Origin of the sequence: Bacterioplanoides pacificum (genome assembly GCF_042648445.1) — a bacterium.
GTDB classification, from domain to species: domain Bacteria; phylum Pseudomonadota; class Gammaproteobacteria; order Pseudomonadales; family Oceanobacteraceae; genus Bacterioplanoides; species Bacterioplanoides pacificum.
The window spans coordinates 317087-339309 of record NZ_JBHRYB010000013.1; the positions used below are offsets into that span (position 1 = coordinate 317087).

Consider the following 22223-nt stretch of genomic DNA (forward strand, 5'->3'; position numbering starts at 1 on the left):
CGTGCTGAAAACAACTTCTGTCATCCTATTCTCTGCGTTATTGACCGCCTGTGGCGGTGGCAACGGCGATGTCATGGAAAGCGGTGGCATTGGCACTGCATCCTCGAAAATTGTACGTGACAGCGACAACAATACGACCAAACAGTACACAGCAGAAAGTGATACAGTCTATCGCTTTACAGGAAATAGAAACTACATCCGTATGTACAACTCCCCAAAACGCATTGAACTTTATGGTGATCACAACACATTGATTGCCTATGGTAACAAGGGTGATGTTGTAATCAGAGGTGACAGCAACAAAGTGTATGCCCAAACACATATCAAAATCACCGATAACGGCACCAATAACGACATCACGCGTTACTAACCAGTACATTTAACGCCTGATCTTCCATCTCCAGCAGCAATGGCAACTCTGCCAAAGAGTCGCCATCAGCCTGCACCGCCTCACGTTGCTGGCGTCCCGGTATTTCAACCTCAACACGGCGCGCGGCGACGGAAACCACACCGGGCATACGCTCCATAATTCCCAGCGGCAGGCCTGACAAAGCAACAAGAAAGGTCAGCGGATTAGCACCGGAAATCATCAACACCTGAGTTGTCTTATGACTCAGATCAGCCTGACGCGATAACACAAAGGAACCACCATAGTAACGGCCATTGGTAATAACCACGGAGTTAGCCAGATGAGTCTGACCATCGACCAGCAAGCGGTACTGTTTTTTACCGAAGTGGCGTAACTGCTTCAGCATTGACCAGACATACGCCAGTTTTCCCACTCGCTTTTTCAGCGCCAGGTTAACCTTATCCACCACCCAGGCATCATAACCAATCCCCACCATCAGCAGAAAACGACGGTTATTAGCCCGTCCGGGGTACACAGCCCGGGTATTCTCTCCGAGAATAATATCCGCCAGCTGCCGGGGCGATTTAGGCAACCGCAACTCAAGCGCCAGCACATTAGTCGTTCCGGTAGGAATCAGAGCCAGCCGATAACTGTCCGACGGGCGATCAACCAGGCCGTTGACCACCTCATTAACAGTACCATCACCACCCGCAGCAACCACAACATCCAGCTCACCCGCATAACTCTGCAGATACGTGGTGGCATCCCCGGCACCACGCGTCAGGTACAGTTCAACCTCCGCACCACCGGCTTCCAGATATTGCTTCACCGCGTCGACCCGGGCTCGTTTGCCGGCACCGGATACCGGGTTAAAAATGATTAATACCGATCGGGACACGCCTGCCGCCTCAAGAAACAAAAGCGCGCATTATACGCGTCAGAAACTGAGTTTTGGTAACTCAAAATAAAAACAGCAACCCGAAGACGATGACGCCACATGTATCTGACTGGCATGGCGCTGCAATGCCACATCAACAAAGCGCAACCCCAGGCCCAACCCTTTACTTTTCACTTCCCGCTCACCCGTGCCACGCTGGAAGGATTTAAACAAATCCGGCAGCAAATCTGCCGGAATCCCCTCTCCCTGATCAGCCACCGCCACCCGGATATTGTCTCCGCTGTCGGTAATACGAATATCCACCCGGGTCTGCTCCGGGCTGTATTTAATTGCATTGCTGGCCAGATTCAGAATTACCCGCTCCAGCAGATCACCATTCCCCATTACCCAGCAGTCGTCATCAACCGTCAGCACCAGCTCAATGTGTTTTTCCCGAGCCTGTTCATACAGGGTATCCGCAGCATTCTGCGACACCGAATACATATCCACTTCATACACCTGAATATTTTCCTCACTCTCAACCTTGGCAAGACTGAGAAACTCTTCAGCAAAATTCAGCGCCCTGCGGCTGTGACTATCCACTTTGCGTAAAAACTCGTCCCGGGAAAACGTCGCCGGACTGGCTTCCGCCTGACGCACCAGCGCCTGCAGCGAAGCAATCGGAGAACGCATATCGTGCGAGATAAAATCAATCATTTCATTACGCGCACGCTGAGCGCGTTTTACCTGACTGATATCAGAAATATTCACCACCAATACCGACAACCGCGCACTGTTGTCTTCCAGACAACGCAGACTGATGGATACATCAAAGGGCTCAAGCCTCGCCTCCGCCGTCACCGGGCACTGATCCAGAATGGCCTGGCACCACAATTCCGGCCACTGCAGGCGTCCTGCCAACTGACACGCCTCCAGCAACTCGAATAAATTTTCACTCTGCCCCGGTAACAAGCGGAAAGCCTGTTCGTTACGAAATAACAAATGACCGCTGAGATCAGCCACCAGTACGGCTGAACTTAATCCCTGAATGCTGGACTCAAACAAATGCTGACTGGCAGCAATGTAGTCCTGATAGCCCTGCACCAACTGCAACTGGCGAGAAAAGATATCACTGCTCACCCCCGCGCTGTCATCCTCAGCTTGCTGAACGTCAGACGATTCCAGCCAGCGCATCAACAAATGTAACTGGCGCTTTTCACGCTGACCATAATGCTGAAACTCAACAACCAGCTGATATTCCTCCCCGGCGATAACCAATGGCAGCCATTTGCGAATATCCAGGGTCGAACCCGGCTCATCCGCATGTAACCGACCTTTTAACAGGCGATAATGACTTACCGCCAGAGTATCGAGTAAACGCTCCAGCTGCTCCCGAGACTGCAAACTCAGCTGATCCGGAAAATGGAAAACTTCTTCCCGGCGACGCTGCTCCAGCAATCGCGCCTCCTTACGAAAATAACTGAACAGCCGGCTAAGCCGAATCGCATTCCAGGCAAACGGGATTAATGCCACAGCAAAACCAACGCCCGCTATCGGAAACCAATAACCAAACTCCATCACCAGCCAGGACAAAACCAGTAACAACAGCAGCGACAACAGGGAAAATGCGATCTGATAAAAAATGGATAAGCGCGGAATAATCAACAGCAGCAAAAAAATGGTCAGCGTATTAACCAGATAACTGAACACGGCAGGCAAGCGCTGAATTTCATCTCCGTTCACCAGCATCTGATAAATACTGGCGTTAATATCAACTGCCGCAGTCTGAGTGCCCGACGCACTGACAGGCGTAAGCAAGGGATCACCAATCGAGGTTGCCGTCACACCAACAAACACTTTTTTCTGATAAAACTCAGCCGGATCCACTTCACCGGTGATCACATCAACAAAAGAATGGCGCCGAAAGGCACGGTCAGGATCAACAAAACGGATTAGCAATGAACTGAACGCCCGATAACGTTCAGCTTTGCTCGGCTCAGCAACCGACAGCGCTGCCAGAGAGAAATGCGGCCAGTCATGACTGCCATAGACATCATTAACACTCAGGCGACGATAAACACCATCCTGATCAAGATACACATTAACGTGCCCCAGATGTGCATGTTCAGCAAACACCGAGGCTGGCAACACCAACTCCAGCGGACCATTTTTAAATATCTGGCCAAAATAAACCGGCAGAATTACCCGTCCGCTGCGCTCGATAGAATCGGCCAATAAATAATCACTGGCATTCAGCGGTGCATTACCCGCCGTAAAAGCCAGGTTATAGGCCACAACATCCGCATTGGCGGCCGTCAGAATATCAATCAACTCAGCATGAAATGCACGATCCCAGGGCCAGTCACCAATCAGAGATAAGCTCTGATCATCAATTTCAATAATATGTATATCGTCGCTGACCTGCTGCCCGGAAAATAACATCAGGCGGTCATACCAGAAGCGATCCGTCGCCGCCGACCAATGCCAGCTGATATTGAGGTTAACCACCACAATCAGCAGCAAGGCGAGAACAATCAGCGGCCCATCAGCGAATAAATGCTTCCTGTTCATTATTCACCCGATGCTATACGTAAACGCCGCCCCCGACCCTCAAAGCCCTGTTCATCCACAGCGCTGATTTGCACTTCAAAATCGCCATCACCAGGCAGGTCGATGGCATAAGTCACATCAGTCGTACTGTTCTCCCACAGCAACAAGCCGGATTGACGCAACGACACTTTATAATAAGCAGCCCCCGCAATCGGCTGCCAGCGTAGTGAATAAGGCAACACCACCTGCTCGGCAGCACTCAACTCAAGACGTGGCCGAGGTAATAATTTAACCGGCGCCTGCAGCGTTTCACCTTCAACCGCACGTAATGCTTCACCGGCTGCCAGACGCTGCTTTCCCTGGTCGTTGGTCATATCCAGGCCACCTTCAAGCAATTCCGTCACCATCACCGCTTTGCCGCTCTCTTCGGCTAGACCAACCCGAAATTCTGTGCCGCGCACCGCCGCCACAGCAGCGGGTGTGGCGATATCAAAACGGCTTTCCAGACCCCGTAATTTTTCCACACTGGCTTTGACCCGCCCCTTCAGCAAACGAAGCTGAGTATTGGCAATGCCACCACGCTGGTAATAGCGCAACCCCTGCATTCGCACCGCACTGTTCGGTTTCAGCAACAAACGTGAATCGTCCGCAAATTTAATCATAGCGCTGCCGTTACGCGCGGTAATGGTATCAAACTGGGATAACTGATCCCCCACTGTCACCGGCTTTTCTCCTTCCTCACCATCGCGCAACACCTTAACTTCCCCCTGCACAGCAATGACCAGCGCCTGAGCCAGAGAAGGCTTCAGCCAGGCCTTCGGTATCCGCACAATGGTATCCGGCGGCAGATACTTTGGTGTTTTTATCTGGTTATAATCCACCAGCTTGCGCCAGCACTGGCTATCGGCAACGTAGTTTTTGCAGATATCCCAGATGGTGTCGTTCACTTTTACCTGGTACAGCCAATCATCCTGATCCTGCTCTGCCAGTGAAAACAACGGGAACAACAGTGACAAAAACAGCAGCGGCTGCAAAAAAATACGCATCATAATTTATCCGTGATCAATCCGTTCCAGCCGATAGCCATGCTGATAGATGGTTTTAATGCGAAAGCCGCTGGCCGGGGTAATCGCCAGTGCTTTACGCACCCGGCTGATATGCACATCAACGGTCCGGGTATTTAAATCCGACGACACTCCCCACACAGCATCCAGTAAAAAGCTGCGTGACATAATACGTCCGATGTTGTCGAACAGGCAGGTCGCCAACTCAAAGTCTTTATCGGTCATATCCACCTGGCGGCCATCACAAAATGCCTGCCGATTCTGTAAGTCAAAGCGATACGGCCCCTGCTCAATAATCCGGCCATCACCTTCTTTTGGCCCCTGAATACGGCGTAATAACGCTGATAAACGTGCTTTCAGCTCAATTTTCAGCAGTGGTTTACGCATATAGTCGTCAGCACCCAACTCCAGTGCCGTAACAACATCTTCTTCACTGTCGCGCATCGAACAAAACAGCACCGGTAAATCATGGTGGTATTTTTCGCGAATCTGACGCAACGCCTCAGTACCCGGCATATCCGGCAACTCCCAGTCGAGCAGAGCAGCATCAAAATTACGGTCTTTTAAGCGCTTCAACAGCGCCTGGGCATGAGTGAAGTGCTCGTATTCAAAACCAAACTCTTCGAACCAGGCAGTGACATTGGCGGCCTGATCCAGGTCATCTTCAAGAAAAGCAATTAACACACAACACCTCTATTCATTGGTTCCGGTGAGAATAAACTCTACCCGGCGATTCTGCTCACGACCTTCCGCCGTAGCATTATTGGCCAGCGGCTTTCTCTCTCCCAAGCCCAGCGCACTCAGACGCTGCGGGGCAATCCCCCGGCGGATCAGCTGCTGCACAACCGCTTCAGCCCGCATCTGAGACAAACGGCGATTATAATGATCGCTGCCACGGCTGTCGGTATGCACCCTCACCTGCAGGCGTAATTTTGCAACCATTTGCATCTGCCGCTGCACAGCATCAGCCAGAATGGCCAACTGCTCACGGGCCGGAGCGGTCAACCGCGCACTGGCCGCCTCAAAACGAATGACGTCAATGACTCCCTGAAACGGCGCACAGCCATCCGCATCAATAACAAAACCATCTGCCGGCGGAGTATTCAGGCAGAGATCCTGATCATCCAGCACCCCATCCTGATCGGAGTCCAGCACATAAGGTTCAATAACAGCCACTCTGCCCGATCCCGGCGGCGGCAGGTCACTGAACATCAGGCGATTGTCCTCTTTTGGCAAGGCATACACCAACCGCTGCTGGCGACCAAAACGCTTACTGACCACCAGACTTAATAAACGGGCATCCTGAGCAAAAGAATCCAGCTGCAGTGCAACGCTGAAGTTATGCGCTAAATACAACTCCAGGCCCGCACCCAGTGCCAGCTGCACAGCGGACTGCTGACGATAATCCAGCTGACTGGCTGTATTACTCAGCTGATTCAGACCAGCACGCGCCGTCAATGCCAGACTCCCTGGTAAACGCTCCCCCCCCAGCAACCAATAATTACCGCTCACCCCGGCACCATAGCTGGCATAACTCAATTCTCCCTTAGGAGACAGCTTAGCTTGCCCAAGGTCGGCATAATACGCATCCAATGACCAGTCGTGATTGATATCCAGTCCCGCAGCCACACGATATCCCCAGTCACCACGACGCTGAATAGCATACAAACTTCCGCTGGTATCCGGTTCTAACTGACTGCGCCCCATCCCGGCTGACACATACCAGCCATCAAACAGTGCTTCGTCATCGGCAGAGCCTGCGTCCGCGACACGCACCCAACACAACAATGGTGCCAGCAACAATAACCACCAGACGGCACCACCATGACCAACCCCGGTTTTTAACTCACCATAATCCGGTTCAGGCGGCGGCGGTGGCCAGGAATCTCTGTCGACATAGTCGTAAATACCATCGCCATTACTGTCGAGGCACTGTGGCCACTGCGGACATTCCAGCGCATCCGCAACCCCATCGTCATCACTGTCTCCGCCGGCACCATTGCCGTTCAAACGGCCATCGAAGTCGACCACATCCGGGATACCATCGCCATCGGTGTCCCGGCGATGATCGGGATTAAAGGGCTCAGAACGTTCGTCTTTATCAAGAATGTCATCACCATCCGAGTCAAGGTCCAGATAGTCAGCAATACCGTCCTGATCGGTATCCAGCGCCTGCTGCTGCGGATTGGTTAATAAATCAAAACCAGGGGCTTCTATGCGATCAGGTATGCCGTCGTCATCGCTATCGAGGTTACTGTCGAGGTAATCCGGCTTACCGTCGGTATCACTGTCCGGGCAGGCTGGCCAGGATGAACATTCCTCTTTGTCACTGATACCATCCTGATCGCTGTCACCGCCCACCAGGTTGCCGAAAGCGCCACGATCATCAATATCATAAACATCTGGAATACCATCACCATCCGTGTCAGCGGCGGGCGACCCATCCTGGTTTTTTAAACACTTACCTTCTTTATCCCGCGTAAAACATTCATCTTCGTCAGGGATAGCGTCATTGTCAGCATCAGTATCGCGATAGTCGGCCCAGCCATCACCATCAATATCAAGGGGATTACTGACCAGCTGATCAGCATTACCAGCGATGTGATCAGCTTCAAAGTCGTCCGATAAACCGTCGTTATCCGAATCCGGGTCGCGATAATCATAAGCACCGTCACTATCGGTGTTACGACAGGGAAAAGCGCCACATTCAATTTTGTCATCAATGCCGTCGCCGTCAGAATCACCCGGGCCCGGGCCATCATCATCCGGGTCCAGATAATCCGGCACACCATCATTATCCTGATCCATGGTTGCGGCATCATAACGCCAGTCCGCGTTAGTCAGCTCACCAACACCTTCGTTTTCATCCGAGATGCCATCACTATCAGAATCCAGTCCTGCACGAGGAGCCGGCATACAAACTTCCGACGGCTCTCTGTAGCCGCTGTTGCAAATGCCATCAGCATTATCATCCAGATTAAGCGGCGTCTCGTTAGCCTGACCATTCAGGGCCGCACAACACGCCATTGCCACAAAGAGTTTTCTGAACACGCAATACCAACCTTTTGTTACAACCCGGCCACACAGGTAACAAGCCAGGATTTTATGTCGATAAACCGATAGTAATACAACCGGATGCAAACAAACGAATGGCGCAGTTTATCATACAGTTACGCTTTACAAGCGTTCCAATCATGTCTGAACCACAAAGTTACACAAGCGGCTGAGATAACAAGATAAAAGGCAATGGATAACAAGCGCGCATAAAAAAAGCGGCCCGTAGGCCGCTTCTTTAAGAACAACTAATCAGATCTTAAGAGAACTGGTTAGAAGTGTTCTTAGCACCACCGGCTTTCAGAGCGTTCTCACCAGCAAAGTATTCTTTGTGGTCGTCGCCCATGTCGGAGCCAGCCATGTTCTGGTGCTTAACGCAAGCGATACCTTGACGGATCTCTTTACGCTGTACGCCTTCAACATAACCCAGCATACCCTGGTCACCGAAGTACTCTTTAGCCAGGTTGTCCACAGACAGTGCAGTCGTGTGGTAAGTCGGCAGAGTGATCAGGTGGTGGAATACGTTCGCTTCGCGAGAAGTATCCGCCTGGAAGGTCTTAACGCGAGCGTCAGCAGCAGCAGACAGCTCAGAGTCGTCGTATTCAGCAGACATCAGGTTTGCACGATCGTATGCAGAAACGTCTTTACCTTCAGCTTCCCATGCATCATAGGTTTGCTGACGGAAGTTCAGCGTCCAGTTGAATGATGGAGAGTTGTTGTAAACCAGTTTCGCATCTGGGTGTACTTTACGTACTTCGTCCATCATGCCTTTGATTTCGTGTACTGTCGGTACTGCAGTTTCGATCCACAGCAGGTCAGCACCAGCGTTGATAGCTTCGATACAGTCGAATACGCAACGCTCGTGGCCAGTGCCCTGACGGAACTGGTACAGACCAGAAGGCAGACGCTTAGGACGAACCAGCTTGCCGTCACGGTTCAGCAGTACGTCGCCGTTCTTAACGTCTTCAACGTTAACTTCTTCAACGTCCAGGAATGAGTTGTAAACGTCACCCTGATCGCCTTTCTCACGAACAACAGCGATTTCTTTAGTCAGGCCTGCGCCTTCAGAGTCAGTACGTGCAACGATAACACCGTCGTCAACGCCCAGCTCCAGGAATGCGTAACGCAGAGCGCGCAGCTTAGCGTGGAAGTCAGCGTGTGGAACGGTCACTTTACCGTCCTGGTGACCACATTGCTTCTCGTCAGCAACCTGGTTTTCGATCTGCAGGCAGCAAGCACCCGCTTCGATCATTTGCTTAGCCATCAGGTAAGTGGCTTCAGCGTTACCGAAACCAGCATCGATATCAGCAATGATAGGCACGATGTGAGTTTCGTAGTTGTCGATCTGAGCTTGCAGTTCAGCTTCTTTAGCCGCATCGCCAGCTTCACGAGCCGCATCAACAGCACGGAACAGACCACCCAGTTCACGAGCGTCAGCCTGACGCAGGAAGGTGTACAGTTCGTTAACCAGAGACGCTACTGCAGTTTTCTCGTGCATAGATTGGTCAGGCAGAGGACCGAACTCAGAACGCAGAGCCGCAACCATCCAGCCAGACAGGTACAGGTAACGACGCTTAGTAGTACCGAAATGCTTTTTGATAGAGATCAGCTTTTGCTGACCTACGAAACCGTGCCAGCAACCCAGAGACTGAGTGTACAGAGACTTGTCTTTGTCGAACGCTGCCATGTCTTCACGCATGATTTTGGCAGTGTAACGAGCGATATCCAGACCAGTTTGGAATTTGTTCTGAGCGCGCATGCGAGCTGCAGATTCTGGGTTAATAGCGTCCCAAGGGCTACCAGCTGCTTCTTTCAGCGCTGATACCGCTTTGATGTCGTCTTGATAAGCTGACATGAGTCAATCCTTCAAAGTGGGTTGTTGGAGATATCGGCATTTCCCGGCATGGGCGAATGCTAACTGCAGCGAATACTAGAGAGTTCCCCCCCATAATTGAAATCAATAGTATGTATACCTACTATTTCTGAGCTGAATAAACCTGAGAGAATGAGCCGAGACTTTACCGATGCTGCAGAAACACAACAAGCGGGGGTCAGCCGAGCGGTAAAACGACCTGAAAACAGCTGCCTTCTCCAGGCGTACTGTCGACCAGAAGACGACCACCTGGCCAGCAACAAAAAAGCCACCTGAAACAGGTGGCTTTAAGTGCTATTCATACAAAAATATTAACTATTGGTAAGTCTCAGACCAACTGGGCTGGGCGTTGTTGTAGTTCTGAATGTTTGCACTGCTACCTATCCCATCTCGATAACCCTGACCATAGCTATGGCCCGGATAATAATTAATAGGGTGACTGCCTTTCTGCGTTTCAGCGATCAGCGCCCCATCCCCCCCCAGATTCAGCCAAAAACCGGGCTGGGAAGCCGCAGGAGTAAAGCCACCCACTTCACTCCAGGTAATCGAACGAGTACCGGCGGAGAAAAAGAACGCCGGTGAATGATTCAGGTAGTTCGACTGTACCGGATAAAGCTGCGCATGAGATGACTGGCTCTCCAGATCCTCTTCGCTGCCAATCAATAAGCCAGTCAAACCTGTGGTGCCTTTCAGGAACGTCGTATTGGCATCAATCCAGCCAATGGTTCTCACACCGCCAAGCTGAGTTTCCAGGAAAATCTGACCAACATTAATGGCCCCAAATAACTTTGCATCCACTGTAATTGACGGCCGGATAAAGCCAGAAATTACATCAATAGCATTGCCCTGATAACCAAAGCTGTCTTCAAACCCCAGGCGAAAACCAACCAGTTTTCGTGCACCAGAAGATTCATCAAAGGCGAATTCAAAATAAGGGTTTTCCTGAACTAAAGGAATCAGCTCAAAAACACCATCACCATCATCATCACGCACCTGCCCCATAGTCAAATGACGTAACTTCACATCTACGCCGGAGTCTGGCTCAAACCCCGCCGGAAAGATCGATTTATTAAAAAACGACTCCTCACCGATGTCGTGAGTTAAGTCAGATGACAAATAATTAGCTGAATCCAGGCCAATAGAGCCACACGGCTTAGCAGTACAAGCCCAGTTAATATTATCATTGTAACTTTCAGGGACAATATTGTTGTAACACACCTTGTCGCCACCCGCACCGCCAGTACAGTTTGTGCCTTCAGGACGCCAGTAACGTCCCAAAGATAACTCTTCAATATTTGCGTTAATTTCGACATGGGCGCCCATTGTTAATCGCAGCATATTTAAAGAGGAGCCATCCGCCTGTTCAACCGCCTGGTCTCTGACTTCAAAAATGGCCTGACCATAAGTGCCAGACATTGTCGCTTCGGTCATCGGCTCAAGTGCCGCAAATGAGTAGGAGGCACATAAAGTAAACAACATAACAAAAATGAATTTCATCATAGCCTCCTTAATTCAAACCATTAATCACCGGCTTTTCCGCCGGGAAAATATTGATTTTGGTTTCCGCAGGCATAGACAAGACACCATCCACGTCCACTCCCATCAGAAAGACGTGTTGCCCGGTATTAGCACCGGAACGATCAACATCTTTATCAAGACCAACGTAAACCCCCTCAATCGCATAATGATCGAACAGAACCTCTTCCGGCAGAGTCATAACCAAAGCACTTTTATCCTGCTGTGGACCGAGACCATCTTTAAGATCAATTTTAAGGCCTTTCATCTCGATAGAACCAGTAATCTGATCCATCACTAACCAGGTTTCCTGCGAATCCGAAAAACTGGCATCCGTATTACTGTAGCTGATACGGGTATCTTCACCGAATTCCATCTTGGCACTGATCGTAATACCAGTCTGCCCGGTCTGTGCCTGCAATTCGTCTTCGGCCATCGGCTTAAGATCAGCCCAGCAAGCGTAAGAGCCCAGCATGGCCACGGTTGTTATTATTATTTTTTTCATCGTGTTAAATCCAAGTCCTGAGTGGTAATCACCAAACGCTGAATTTCCAGCCCTTTAATTTCCAGGGTATTTTCGTTGGGAATATAAGGGATCGGCGTTGTTGGATTGGCTTCGTTGTAGATCTTCACCTGTTCGTTATAGGTCACCGTTTTGGGAACAAAAGCCACATGTTGCACATCATCCACCGTCTCTACGATTTCGCCATTGCTGTTACGCAAATAGATGTCTTCGTAGCCGGTGACCACTTCATCGTCAACAATTCGGTTGCCATCCGCGTCCACCGTGTTACCAAACGACAGTTGCTGAATATAGATATGGCCGCGCTCAGACTGAATCGCCTGCTGAGGTAGGGGCGCAATCTCTAAGCGCAGTTGTGTTGATGCTGGCGCTAGCGAGCTGGCAACCCGATTGCCATTACCATCGGTTAGCCACTCTCCGCGATATTGCTGTTGAAACTGCACCGTGCTGATGGTCATTGGCTGATCGATTGTGCCAAGCGGCAGGTATACATCAACGCCTTCGGCCGACAAGGCACTGGTCGCAAGACCTTGTGGGTCAGCATTGATGGTCAGCTTATCGGCGCGCAGCCCAACACTGGTTGCAATAGCTAAACCATAATCGGCCATAATGATCTCACCGGCGCGATTAATACCGGCATCTTCCTGACCTTTACGTGAGTGTGACCATATAAAGGTTTCCGTACCGTATAAGCGGAAGCCTTCCAGATCGATACTGGCCAGGAACTGATCTTCAGCATCTAGATTACGGTTGCTATCGTTGATCGAATCTATGCGTAAATGCAGATCAAATTTATCCGTCGCCTGGTCGAGCACCGCTTCCTGTTCGGCTAGGTAACTATCGAAGTTATTTGCCAAGGTAAAAAAGTTACCAACATTGACGTTATTGGCGGATGAGAAGAAACCATCCGGATTGCCGCGATAGCGGGCTTCATCGTCGAGTCCACCCAGGTCACTACGAGAATAGTAGAAAAAGCTACGCTCTTTCTGAACTTCATTCGCCGCCGGAAAGCCGGTGTACAAGGCGGTGTGAGAGCGTGGCATATTGACAAAACCAGTCCCCGGATCGCCATCATGATCATGCAAAGAGCTGTAGCTTTCGTTAACATCCAGGAGCAGGCCTATAAAAAACGGATCAGTATACGTACCGAATTGCCCGCCAGAATCGGCCTGACCGGGTTCTGCTCCAGACTTATTTAAACGCAGCTCACTAAAGCGCAAATAATTTCCGCCAAAGCCCTGATCATCCAGAAACAGGTTTAACTCGAAGTCGTTTGGACTGCCCAAGTCTTCAGAATACAGCACAACGTTATCAAAGGTGGCACCCAGGCCTTCGCCGGTGACGTTGGATAACTCGTTTTCATCCAGCGCTTGCAATGCAACAGTAGTGAAGGGCAAAAAAAGCAACGGTGTTGTAATTATTTTCATTGGTCATTACCCCATAAGAAGTACTCATCAGCGTCACCGCAAATACCGTTTAGCATTTGTAAAACGTTACCAACACCAGTAGTACACCAACGCCTATTACCGGTTGGATGAAATACACGAAACTCAGAGTTAGTTTGATCAAATATCCGCCAAGCATTGGCATCACTACAATCAGTAGTTGCATTTAAAACGTTTGCATACGCACTATTATTACCTTTAGTACAACGATAATCCTCGCGGTTGTATATAAAGTTATTCACTGGATTAATCGTCCACAAGGCGCTTAACTCACCACTACCACAGCTCTGTCCAGCATAACCGCTTCCAGAGTTCCTGCCCCTGAGGCACTGTCCCTGACGGACTTTTATTTCTCGCCACCTTGGCTTCACAGTTAAAGTCCGGTCAACGTCAGTTATAGCAACCGCATCATTAATTGATGACTGTATATTTGAGCCATACCAGACTTTTACTCGAAGGTTTTTACTAACATCAGAGGTATAAGTGTATGGTAGCGTAATGGTTAATTCACCAGTTTCCTTTGGAGTTTCAACCAGCTCCTGTATATCCACCCACCCAGAAAGGCTACCGGCTGTTACCATCATACCGACATTGGCTTTCTGACCAGCGGCATCAAGAGTGGTTAGCTCTAAAGGTGATTCAACACCAGCGTCACTAACTTCGTACCAACGATAATATGCTCGCCCAACGGCGCAGTCTTTGTTATGAATCGTAAGACCGGGTACCGCGGGCAACGTCAGTGCTACCGTCACCTTAGCGCGCTGCGCCAATTTTTTTGATACCGCATAGAAGGTATCGTTAACCCGGTTACAATTAGCTACTGGGTCAGGGTCAGTGTTAGCGCATGACAGATCCTGATATACATAGATATCTTCTGTGTCGCTATTCACCTTGACTGCAGGCGCAGGCTGCGCTCCGTTAATGGCGCCACTGTCATCGCCACCAATAGTAAAAGTTCGCACCGTAGAAGGGCTGGCATCATTGGCGTTAGCCGCACTACCAAAACCCACCACGCGGGACACATTTTCAGCGCCCAACACCGGATTCGATAACGTTAGCGATACGGTGTAATTTTCACCCAGGTCATAAACCTTACGAGGTTTAACCTGCCAGGACTGGTTTACGCCGCTGCGTGCAAAATCCTGCGTGCTTGTCACTGCGGTAAAATCGCCAGCAGTAAAGTCGAGCAAATCAGTAATATCACAGTTGCCGGTTTTGCTAGTGGTCAGCTCGCTAGTCAGAGTGAATTCCGTGTCAGAATTACCACCACGTGTGACGTCGATATCAAACGACTGGCCATCTTCAATCTGGTAATTCTTTCCGGCCAGGTCGGGTTTGCTATCAATACTGATCACCGCCGGGGTGGTAACATCCTTAATCGTCAGGTCATAACTGGTTTGACTGCCGAGGTCGGCCGGGGTGCCGGTGAGAGTCAGCGTGCCCACCTCATCCAGTGGCTCCTGGCTGTTATCAGTCACCACCGACAGCTGCACCACCTGAGTTTCTGTAGCTGAGGTCGCCGGCGACGATGGAGAGACGGCTGGGAAATTGAGAGTAATATCCGAACCGGTTAAGTCATTATTCGCGGTCAATGCCGAGATATCCAGCGTAACCGTTTGCGCAGGTGCCTGGGTACCGGTGCCAGAACGAACGACTGTCACTTCACAGGCATCCAGTTCATTAAACTGACTCTCAATGGTATCCGGCAAACAGTTATCACCGCTGACAACTGAACAAGCGTCAGCGCCATTAGGCTCCCAACAGGTGCCGGACGCTGCGGCAAATTCAATTTTACCCACGGCATAATCTCGAATCACAATATTAGCATTGCGATCCTGCGTCAGTACCGGGGTATCACTGCTGTTCGTTGGGCTAACAGACGTCAGCTGGACATCAATCGTGCGGTCCGCTTCGCCAATTTCGGCCGCATGGTTGTACACCGAAACTTCGAAACAACGAGGGCTTTGGTCACCATCGGCAAACAGTAGCTGCCCGCTCACCGAAGCACCGGCCGGTGGTACAATACGATTGCTACCTGCAACCAGGTTGTAGTCGTCATTCACCGCATCGGCACCCCGTGATGCACTGCCTGCCAGTGTATAACTCACCGCAACTTCACCAACACCACCACTCTCACGCACCACACACAGGTACTGAGGCGCACTCTCGGTTTCCAGTACAACCGGATTCGCTACTTTCACGCTGCTGTAATCGGCCAGCTCAGCCGGAGACGATAAGCGATAGACCGAGAAGTTACCGTTCGGGTTAGGTGTAACATCGTTCAGAGTCAGGATATGACGGTTATCGTCAGAGATTTGTCCATCCGTCGCGGAATCAATGACAACGTCAACCCGCTCCGCACCTTCACGCAACCCATCATCCATGGCATCCAGCTGAATGGTAAATGGTTTGCTGCCTTTTTCCTGGTGTGTCCAATCCAGTGTCACACTGTTAACCGCAGTACCGGAGTCAACCAGCCCGGCATCTACGGCCGCAACATTCAGTACATCACCTACGGTTGCCGTGGTTGGTGCATTGGGATTCAGGCTGAAAGTCGCACTGAAGGCGCCGCGATAGCCACGACGACGTTCCACTTCAACCGTTATTGTCCCCGCATCTTCATTCGCCGAGCTGGCATCAACAACATAAGCGACTTCACCCACAGGTGGTGCGATATCAAACAGATTTATACGCTCGTTCTCATTCAGCGCACGGTCAAAAATAAAGATATCGTCCATGCTGCCAACAAACGAGGCAACCACATCCGGGGTCAAACCAAACCATAAGTCATCGTCGTTGCTCACTGCATTTTCACCCGATGGGTAGTCATAATTGATCAGCGCATTGGCACTGGTCATATCATCAACGTACACATCAAAGCCACCGGCACGTTTGACGTAAATAACGTTCAGCCATTGACGAACAGCCACCTCCGGCTCATCCGGCGAACCGGTAACATAATCCGGCTCCGATGATTGATACAGTCCCCGATTAAAATTGACGTTGGTGGAACTACGGGCGTGCAGTTTATTGCTATCCGGACGTAAGAAAATCCCGGGCTGACGACGATCAGGCTCGCCAAGAGCACCCTTTTGCAAAATGCCGCGGAAGTTTGCAGTTTCGCCATCGTCATCAAAATCTTCTTCAATGCTGATGCGGAACGCCAGCGCGTACTCATTCAGTGGTAACTCCAGACCATTGATCGGATCCGTTTGTTTACCGGCAACACGCATCGCGCTGTTGGCGGAGAACTGCAGAGCGCCATTAGCCACAGGCGGTAATGGGTGCGCCTGAGTATTAAAGGCATCACGGCCGTTACCCGACACATCACGATTAACAGCATTCGGGTCGTCGAAGTTATAGGCTGCGATCAGTGGCGCCTTAACCGTCACGGCCACTCGTGCTTCAGAGGTTTTGACCTCAGCACTTGGTCCGGGCTTGGTATCGGTCGTGAATACACGGAATACCAGTGTCAGGTCATTTTTGAACAGCCTTGGCGTATTGTATGTCGCCGTCAGAACACCAGAACCATTTGCAGTATCGCCGCTTAGTACGGCTGTTGTCAGGGAGAAATCGGCGACGCTAAATCCGCCCAGATCACTTTCTGCTTCTACTAACTCCCAACCCAGAACACCGGCTGCAACAGCCGGGATTGGTTGCTCTTCGTCGTCGGTTAAATTGGCGCGCAGCTCAATATTGCTGGTCTGTTCTGAAACGGTTGTGTCGGCCACTACCTCAATTTCGATCGGGAAATTGGTTTGAGGTCCGTTAATCTGCCATTCGCCTTCACCGGTACGGTCCTGAATATTGATCCACACCTGGGACTGGCCTTCCAACTCCAGAGCCAGTTTCAGCTTGGCGTTATCAACACCGTCAGCCGGCGCTGAAAATACCCACTCACTACCGAGCGCTTGGCAGGCATCAAACCCGGCGGACCAGCGCTGATCACTGCTCGCTGTTGTTTGTACCAAACGCCATTCATAACCATCCGTACAGGCAAAACCACGTTCAATCGGACTGGCCGACGTATATTTACAACGGTCGGCATACCAGGTGCCCGCTCCCTGAGTGACACGGTCAAAATAGCCACAGTCATTTTGCTCATCGAGCAGCGATGCGACTCCCCAGTCGCTGTAGGCCCGCTCGGTGCGCCAGGCGCTTTCGATATCCTGATCGCTGTAGTTAATCCATACCGGCGTTGTGGTGACCAACGCAGCCAAGGCCTCCTGTTCTGACTTCGCCAGAGTATTGCCATAACCCACCGGCGCCATAAATTCGAACCCTTCAAATTCACGCGCACAGACACCAAACCCCTGGCTCCACAACCCTTTGGCTGCAGAAATTCGCCATTCCACATTGCTGCCATTCACGACGCGACAGGCAAACGGGTATTCCTGAGTGTTGCATTTCTCTGCTTGCCATAAACCACTGGCTGGATCGACTACCGCACAATCTTTATTGCCATTATTACGCGGCTCATTTTCATCCCACCAGGCAGAACGTAACCGGTTTACAATCCACTGCGATTCAACTGCGGTATCGGTTGCATTCACCCATACACTGCCCTGTATCGCTAAACCCGCTAACAGTGTATTCAGCTCATCGGCGGAGCGAGGAGCGGCATATAAACCACCTGACGCCTCACACACTTCAAAACCTTTGCTCCAGTTACCGGTTGTTGGCGTAATCTGCCAGCTGGCATCATTAAGATTGAGGCACGCATAAGACAGCTGAGTACTATTACACTGTGCATCCTGCCAGACGGCATGAGTATCGGTTTGCTTTTTAAGCGCTGCACAGTCTGAGCCACTGAAGTTATCAAATTCGGTTTTCTGCCAGTTCCCCAACGTTACACGGTCTGCGAACCAGCGATTGTTGTCCGACACCAGAGAACGAACGTAGTAATAATTAATCCAGGTATTACGAGTCTGTGCATCAGCGTTACGAATGGCTTTATCGAGTGCTAATTCCTCCGCGGCCGTGACCGGGGCAGAGAAATAATATTCAGAACCGTGTTGCTCTTTACACAATTGGTTGCCACGTTCGTATGACCAGTAGTCTTTACCGATTTGCGGAATAATCTGTAACGAACCGCCGATCAAAGCGCCTTCTGAGGTAGCAATTTTCCAGCTGGAACCACTGAAACAAGCATAGTGGGCAGCCTGTGTTACGCAATCAACAACCTGCCACGCATTATTACTCCCAATCGGAGTTGCTCCTTTCCGAACACAATTATTAATCGGTTCCACTCCAGGCGGATATTCAGCACCAGACCAGTTTACAAATGGTAAATTGTAACGGAACACCCCCTCATTCCCACCATCGGTCAGGTTCAGCCATACACGGTTGACGGCTAGATTATTTTCCTGCGCAGACAATTTACGAGCAAAATCGAGTTGGATCGCATCATCTTTAGACAAAGGAACAGCAAAAATGTAACGACTACCAAACTCATTAAAGCACGCCTTATGACCATCAGAAAATTGCTGAATACGACCTCTCACAGATGTAACCCGCCAGTTAGTACCGTCGGTGCAAGCCCATGGGTAATTATCGGCAACCGAACAACTAATAGCCGACCACTGTCCGTTATTGTCCTGGTATGCACAGTCTTCACCAAGCGGATTGCTACTTACGTCATTGCCAGGAGAATTATTTAACCAATTGCTGTAATTAGCGCCAATGGAGTTTGTCGAGCCAATACTGGCGGCATTTAATAACCACTTACCTTCTTTCAGTGCATCGGTTGCATTAACCCACACCTGACCACCTTCAGCGGCCACCACTTCGCGTGCGGCAAGGTTTTGATTGTATGTCTCAGGTGCAGCAAACACCCAGCCAGCACCCAGGTCACTACAGGCACTGACGCCCTCAGCAAAATCCGTCAACGCTCCCGAAATATTTGATACCGCCCAGTTGCCGGCATTGTCGCGACATAAATATTTAAAATTGCCACCACACGCCTGATCGGCCCAGTTAGCAGCAGACAAAGTCGCACAGGTTTCACTGCTGTTACCATCCGGTTCATCCGCGCCCCAGGCCGGAACATACAATTGCTGAATATTCCAGTTCCAGTTATTGCCGTTGTCCTGGCGATAACCGTTGATCCAGAAGTCGCCACCCAGCCCTTGTTGTTCCGCGTAATAACGAAAACTATCAAACTGAATCGGGTTTTTAGGCGCTGCAAACAATACCCCTTCACCAAGAGCATCACACTGGCGCTGAGCTTCACCAAAGTCGGCCAAACTGACCGCCGTATTTGTAAACACCCAGCGAGATCCGGTGGAACACGCAACCGGAAGTGCGACAGAACAGTCACGAACCTGCCACAACGAGGACTGGGCATTGGCAGAAACACAATTTCCAGAAGCGGCTGTCGCTGGTTGGCCCAAATCCCAGTTATTCAGCTCGGAATTGAGTACCCAGGCATTTTCCTGCTTGATGTCATTGGCATTAATCCAAACCGATGCGCCAGCCAGAACACCTGCCAGATCATTGTTTTGTGACAGATTAACCGGCGCGTAATATTTATAGCGGCTACCAATTTGCTCGCAGGCCAGATTGGCAGCAACAATGTCATTGCCAACATAGTTTGATGAAGCGGTTAATTGCCAACGGCCATTAACACCGTCATAAGGGTCGAAACAAGCAAGTGCTCGCTGCCCTGAGCAAGCGGCATCGTTCCATAAACCCGAGGTCGTTAATTCAGCACAGTCTTCATTACCACCAGCGTTGTTAGGCTCATTGGCATTCCAGAACGGAGCAACGATATCGGCGTCTTTATTGTATTTCCAAGTTCCCTCAAAACGCAGACTCTGAACATTGATCCAGATTCGGTTAACACCTTCTTTTTGTGCCAGATTCTGCAGTCGTAAACTTTCGACAAATGACAGCGGTGCAGCAAATTTAAAATTCCCCGCCACGCCGTCTTTTTCAATTAAGGCGCACGCTTGCTGTGCCAGATCAATATTCTCTGTAGTGTCAGTGGAGTTACCCGCTGGATTCACCTGGGCGGGAACCGGGGAAATACGCCATTCATAGCCATCGCTACAGGCAACCTTATAGCGGGTATTACAGGTAGTGTCATCCCACTTCCCTTCGTTATCAATATACATTTGCGTACAACGGCCGCTGAAGTTCGGCTCGCCAGCATTCCAGTACGCAAATGCTTTAGTGTTCAAAAACAAGATATGATTAAACAACCGCTCTTCATTATTTCCACCCGGTGTTCCAGGAGCGGCATCGGAGTACTGAAAGTTGCGATTTTGCTCGTAATAGGCAACGGTTGTTGGATCTCGGCGATCCTGTCCGTCATAAACGTCGTACCACACTGGTGCACTTAAATCACCGCCCCGTAAATAGGGGCCCTCATCGCTATTCCATGACCAGTAGCCAACATCTTTTAAATAACGACCATTTAACCAGGCGGTATCACTGCCAGACTGAGATTGTACATACTGTGACACAACCTCTACCTCACCCTTGCTACGAGGGGTCGCCAACTGCCAGCGGTTTGTCAGACCATTTACCCTAGGACAAGCCACCAAAGCGGTATTGGTATATTGATGAATATTTTCATTGCCAAGACGCCAGCCGTTACCATCCGAACATAAAATCCTCGCGCGGCTTTCACAGTCAGCGGATACCCACTTACCATCACTGATGCGCACTTGTGCGCACTGATTATTGACAGGGTCGACTGGGTGTCCTGGGGCCCAGTTTTCTTTACCCCAGTTTATCTGCCAAAAGCCTTCAAACTGTTGATCGTTTGCATTGACCCAGACCGTATCGTTCGCTAGCGTACGCGCACCATTCAGTGCTGCAACTTCGGCGTCAGTTTCTGGCGCCGCAAATTCGTAGTCTTTACCCAACGCTGCGCACAAACGCTGCATTTCTGCAAGCTCACCAAACGGCGCCGCGGCTGCCAGCTGCCATGCCTTAGTCTGGCGATTCTGGCAAGCCAGCTGAAATGAATTCGCACAAGCAAGATCATTCCAGTCACCGCTGCTGCCGGTAGCAGCGACACAATCACCGGAATTATCAGGCTGCCCGGACAACCATGGAGAAGCTCCAAACGCGGTGCCCTGATTAAACACCCAGATATTTTCTTTTTCTTTATCCTGCAGATTAATCCACACCGATGGATCATTACTGGCAGCGTCAATAGCTTGCGTATCAGCCAACGACTTAGGGGCCGAGAATTCAAAACCAGCACCAAACTCTGTGCTACATGCGGTCGTGGCAGCACCATTCCCAACCGTATCATTGTTGCCCATATTGTAAGAGCCAGCCGTTACGCGCCATTCTTCGTTAACCGGGTTGTAACAGGCAACTTTTGCACTGCCCGAACAGCCAGCATCATCCCAGAACCCGGCGGCACTGCCACTGGTGTAAATCTGACCACAATCGCCGGAATTATTTGGCTCGCCAGGCGCCCACAAGTTGAGCGTATCTTTTGATGCTTCGACAGAAGGCCGTTTAACGGTAACACCGATATTGGCGCGCCAGCGTCCCTCCTGAGCTTTGTCCGACAGATTGACCCACACGTCGTTAATGGCACCCAGCTGCGCTTGCACCTCAGCAATTTCATCCGGATTGGTCGGTGCGGCAAACTGATAACCAGCAGGACAAGCTACCGCAGCACCACCAAAATCGTTATTCGCATTATTTTCTGGGCCCATATTGGTTGCTGCAGCGCTGAGCTGCCACTGCGAGCCATTGAAGCATAATACCCGGCGAGAACCGCCGCAGTCGGCATCGTTAAATGTGCCATTGGAGAGCAATACACCGCAGTCCTCACCACTGGAATCGTTCGGCTCTCCACTATTCCAAAGATTATTCGTGCTGCCATCGGCCTGAAAACCATCGGCGTCATACCAGACGTCCAAACCCGCATTATTCTGAATCGCCTGAGCAGAAAAACTCAGAACAAAAGAACTCAGCGCAATGAGAATTGTTTTTTTATTATTCATA

General features: G+C 50.6%; 11 protein-coding genes. 1 reads left to right on the forward strand and 10 read right to left on the reverse strand.

What is annotated here, in order from left to right:
• The first annotated feature begins 1 nt into the window (after position 1).
• Positions 2–370 (forward strand): DUF3060 domain-containing protein, encoded by a 369-nt coding sequence (locus ACFOMG_RS12715; RefSeq protein WP_376867068.1) that lies wholly within the window; start codon positions 2–4, stop codon positions 368–370.
• On the opposite strand, the gene ACFOMG_RS12720 is transcribed toward ACFOMG_RS12715, so the two are convergent.
• The 10 genes from ACFOMG_RS12720 to ACFOMG_RS12765 form a co-directional block, all read right to left on the reverse strand.
• Positions 357–1247 carry a diacylglycerol/lipid kinase family protein gene (locus tag ACFOMG_RS12720; RefSeq protein ID WP_376867069.1) on the reverse strand — a complete coding sequence of 297 codons (891 nt, stop codon included), beginning with the start codon at positions 1245–1247 and terminating at the stop codon, positions 357–359. The genes ACFOMG_RS12715 and ACFOMG_RS12720 overlap by 14 nt on opposite strands.
• A gap of 39 nt (positions 1248–1286) precedes the next feature.
• Complete coding sequence (locus tag ACFOMG_RS12725; RefSeq protein ID WP_376867070.1) at positions 1287–3797, reverse strand: CHASE2 domain-containing protein; 2511 nt, start codon at positions 3795–3797, stop codon at positions 1287–1289.
• Positions 3797–4825 carry a FecR domain-containing protein gene (locus tag ACFOMG_RS12730; RefSeq protein WP_376867072.1) on the reverse strand — a complete coding sequence of 343 codons (1029 nt, stop codon included), beginning with the start codon at positions 4823–4825 and terminating at the stop codon, positions 3797–3799. The genes ACFOMG_RS12725 and ACFOMG_RS12730 overlap by 1 nt, the downstream gene beginning before the upstream one ends.
• Before the next feature lie 3 nt (positions 4826–4828).
• Entirely contained in the window at positions 4829–5524 is a 696-nt protein-coding gene (locus tag ACFOMG_RS12735) for a response regulator transcription factor (protein WP_376867074.1), read from the reverse strand.
• Between the two features lie 9 nt (positions 5525–5533).
• Positions 5534–7756: an OmpA family protein gene (locus ACFOMG_RS12740; protein WP_376867075.1), complete on the reverse strand. Its 2223-nt coding sequence runs from the start codon at positions 7754–7756 to the stop codon at positions 5534–5536.
• A 397-nt stretch (positions 7757–8153) separates the two neighbouring features.
• On the reverse strand, positions 8154–9749 hold the full coding sequence (locus ACFOMG_RS12745; RefSeq protein ID WP_376867078.1) for an isocitrate lyase: 1596 nt from the start codon (positions 9747–9749) through the stop codon (positions 8154–8156).
• A gap of 333 nt (positions 9750–10082) precedes the next feature.
• Positions 10083–11267: a hypothetical protein gene (locus tag ACFOMG_RS12750; RefSeq protein ID WP_376867079.1), complete on the reverse strand. Its 1185-nt coding sequence runs from the start codon at positions 11265–11267 to the stop codon at positions 10083–10085.
• 7 nt (positions 11268–11274) lie between these two features.
• A complete protein-coding gene (locus ACFOMG_RS12755) occupies positions 11275–11787 on the reverse strand; it encodes a DUF6160 family protein (RefSeq protein WP_376867080.1) in 513 nt (170 codons plus the stop codon).
• Complete coding sequence (locus tag ACFOMG_RS12760; RefSeq protein ID WP_376867081.1) at positions 11784–13232, reverse strand: hypothetical protein; 1449 nt, start codon at positions 13230–13232, stop codon at positions 11784–11786. The genes ACFOMG_RS12755 and ACFOMG_RS12760 overlap by 4 nt, the downstream gene beginning before the upstream one ends.
• On the reverse strand, positions 13229–22222 hold the full coding sequence (locus tag ACFOMG_RS12765; RefSeq protein ID WP_376867082.1) for a lectin-like protein: 8994 nt from the start codon (positions 22220–22222) through the stop codon (positions 13229–13231). The genes ACFOMG_RS12760 and ACFOMG_RS12765 overlap by 4 nt, the downstream gene beginning before the upstream one ends.
• Position 22223: the final 1 nt, after the last annotated feature.

Coding starts and splice junctions, on each gene's coding strand:
- ACFOMG_RS12755 (WP_376867080.1), bottom strand. CDS start 11,787: ATGAAAAAAATAATAATAACAACCGTGGCCATGCTGGGCTCTTACGCT.
- ACFOMG_RS12740 (WP_376867075.1), bottom strand. CDS start 7,756: ATGCCGGCTCCTCGTGCAGGACTGGATTCTGATAGTGATGGCATCTCG.
- ACFOMG_RS12765 (WP_376867082.1), bottom strand. CDS start 22,222: ATGAATAATAAAAAAACAATTCTCATTGCGCTGAGTTCTTTTGTTCTG.
- ACFOMG_RS12750 (WP_376867079.1), bottom strand. CDS start 11,267: ATGATGAAATTCATTTTTGTTATGTTGTTTACTTTATGTGCCTCCTAC.
- ACFOMG_RS12745 (WP_376867078.1), bottom strand. CDS start 9,749: ATGTCAGCTTATCAAGACGACATCAAAGCGGTATCAGCGCTGAAAGAA.
- ACFOMG_RS12730 (WP_376867072.1), bottom strand. CDS start 4,825: ATGATGCGTATTTTTTTGCAGCCGCTGCTGTTTTTGTCACTGTTGTTC.
- ACFOMG_RS12725 (WP_376867070.1), bottom strand. CDS start 3,797: ATGAACAGGAAGCATTTATTCGCTGATGGGCCGCTGATTGTTCTCGCC.
- ACFOMG_RS12760 (WP_376867081.1), bottom strand. CDS start 13,232: ATGAAAATAATTACAACACCGTTGCTTTTTTTGCCCTTCACTACTGTT.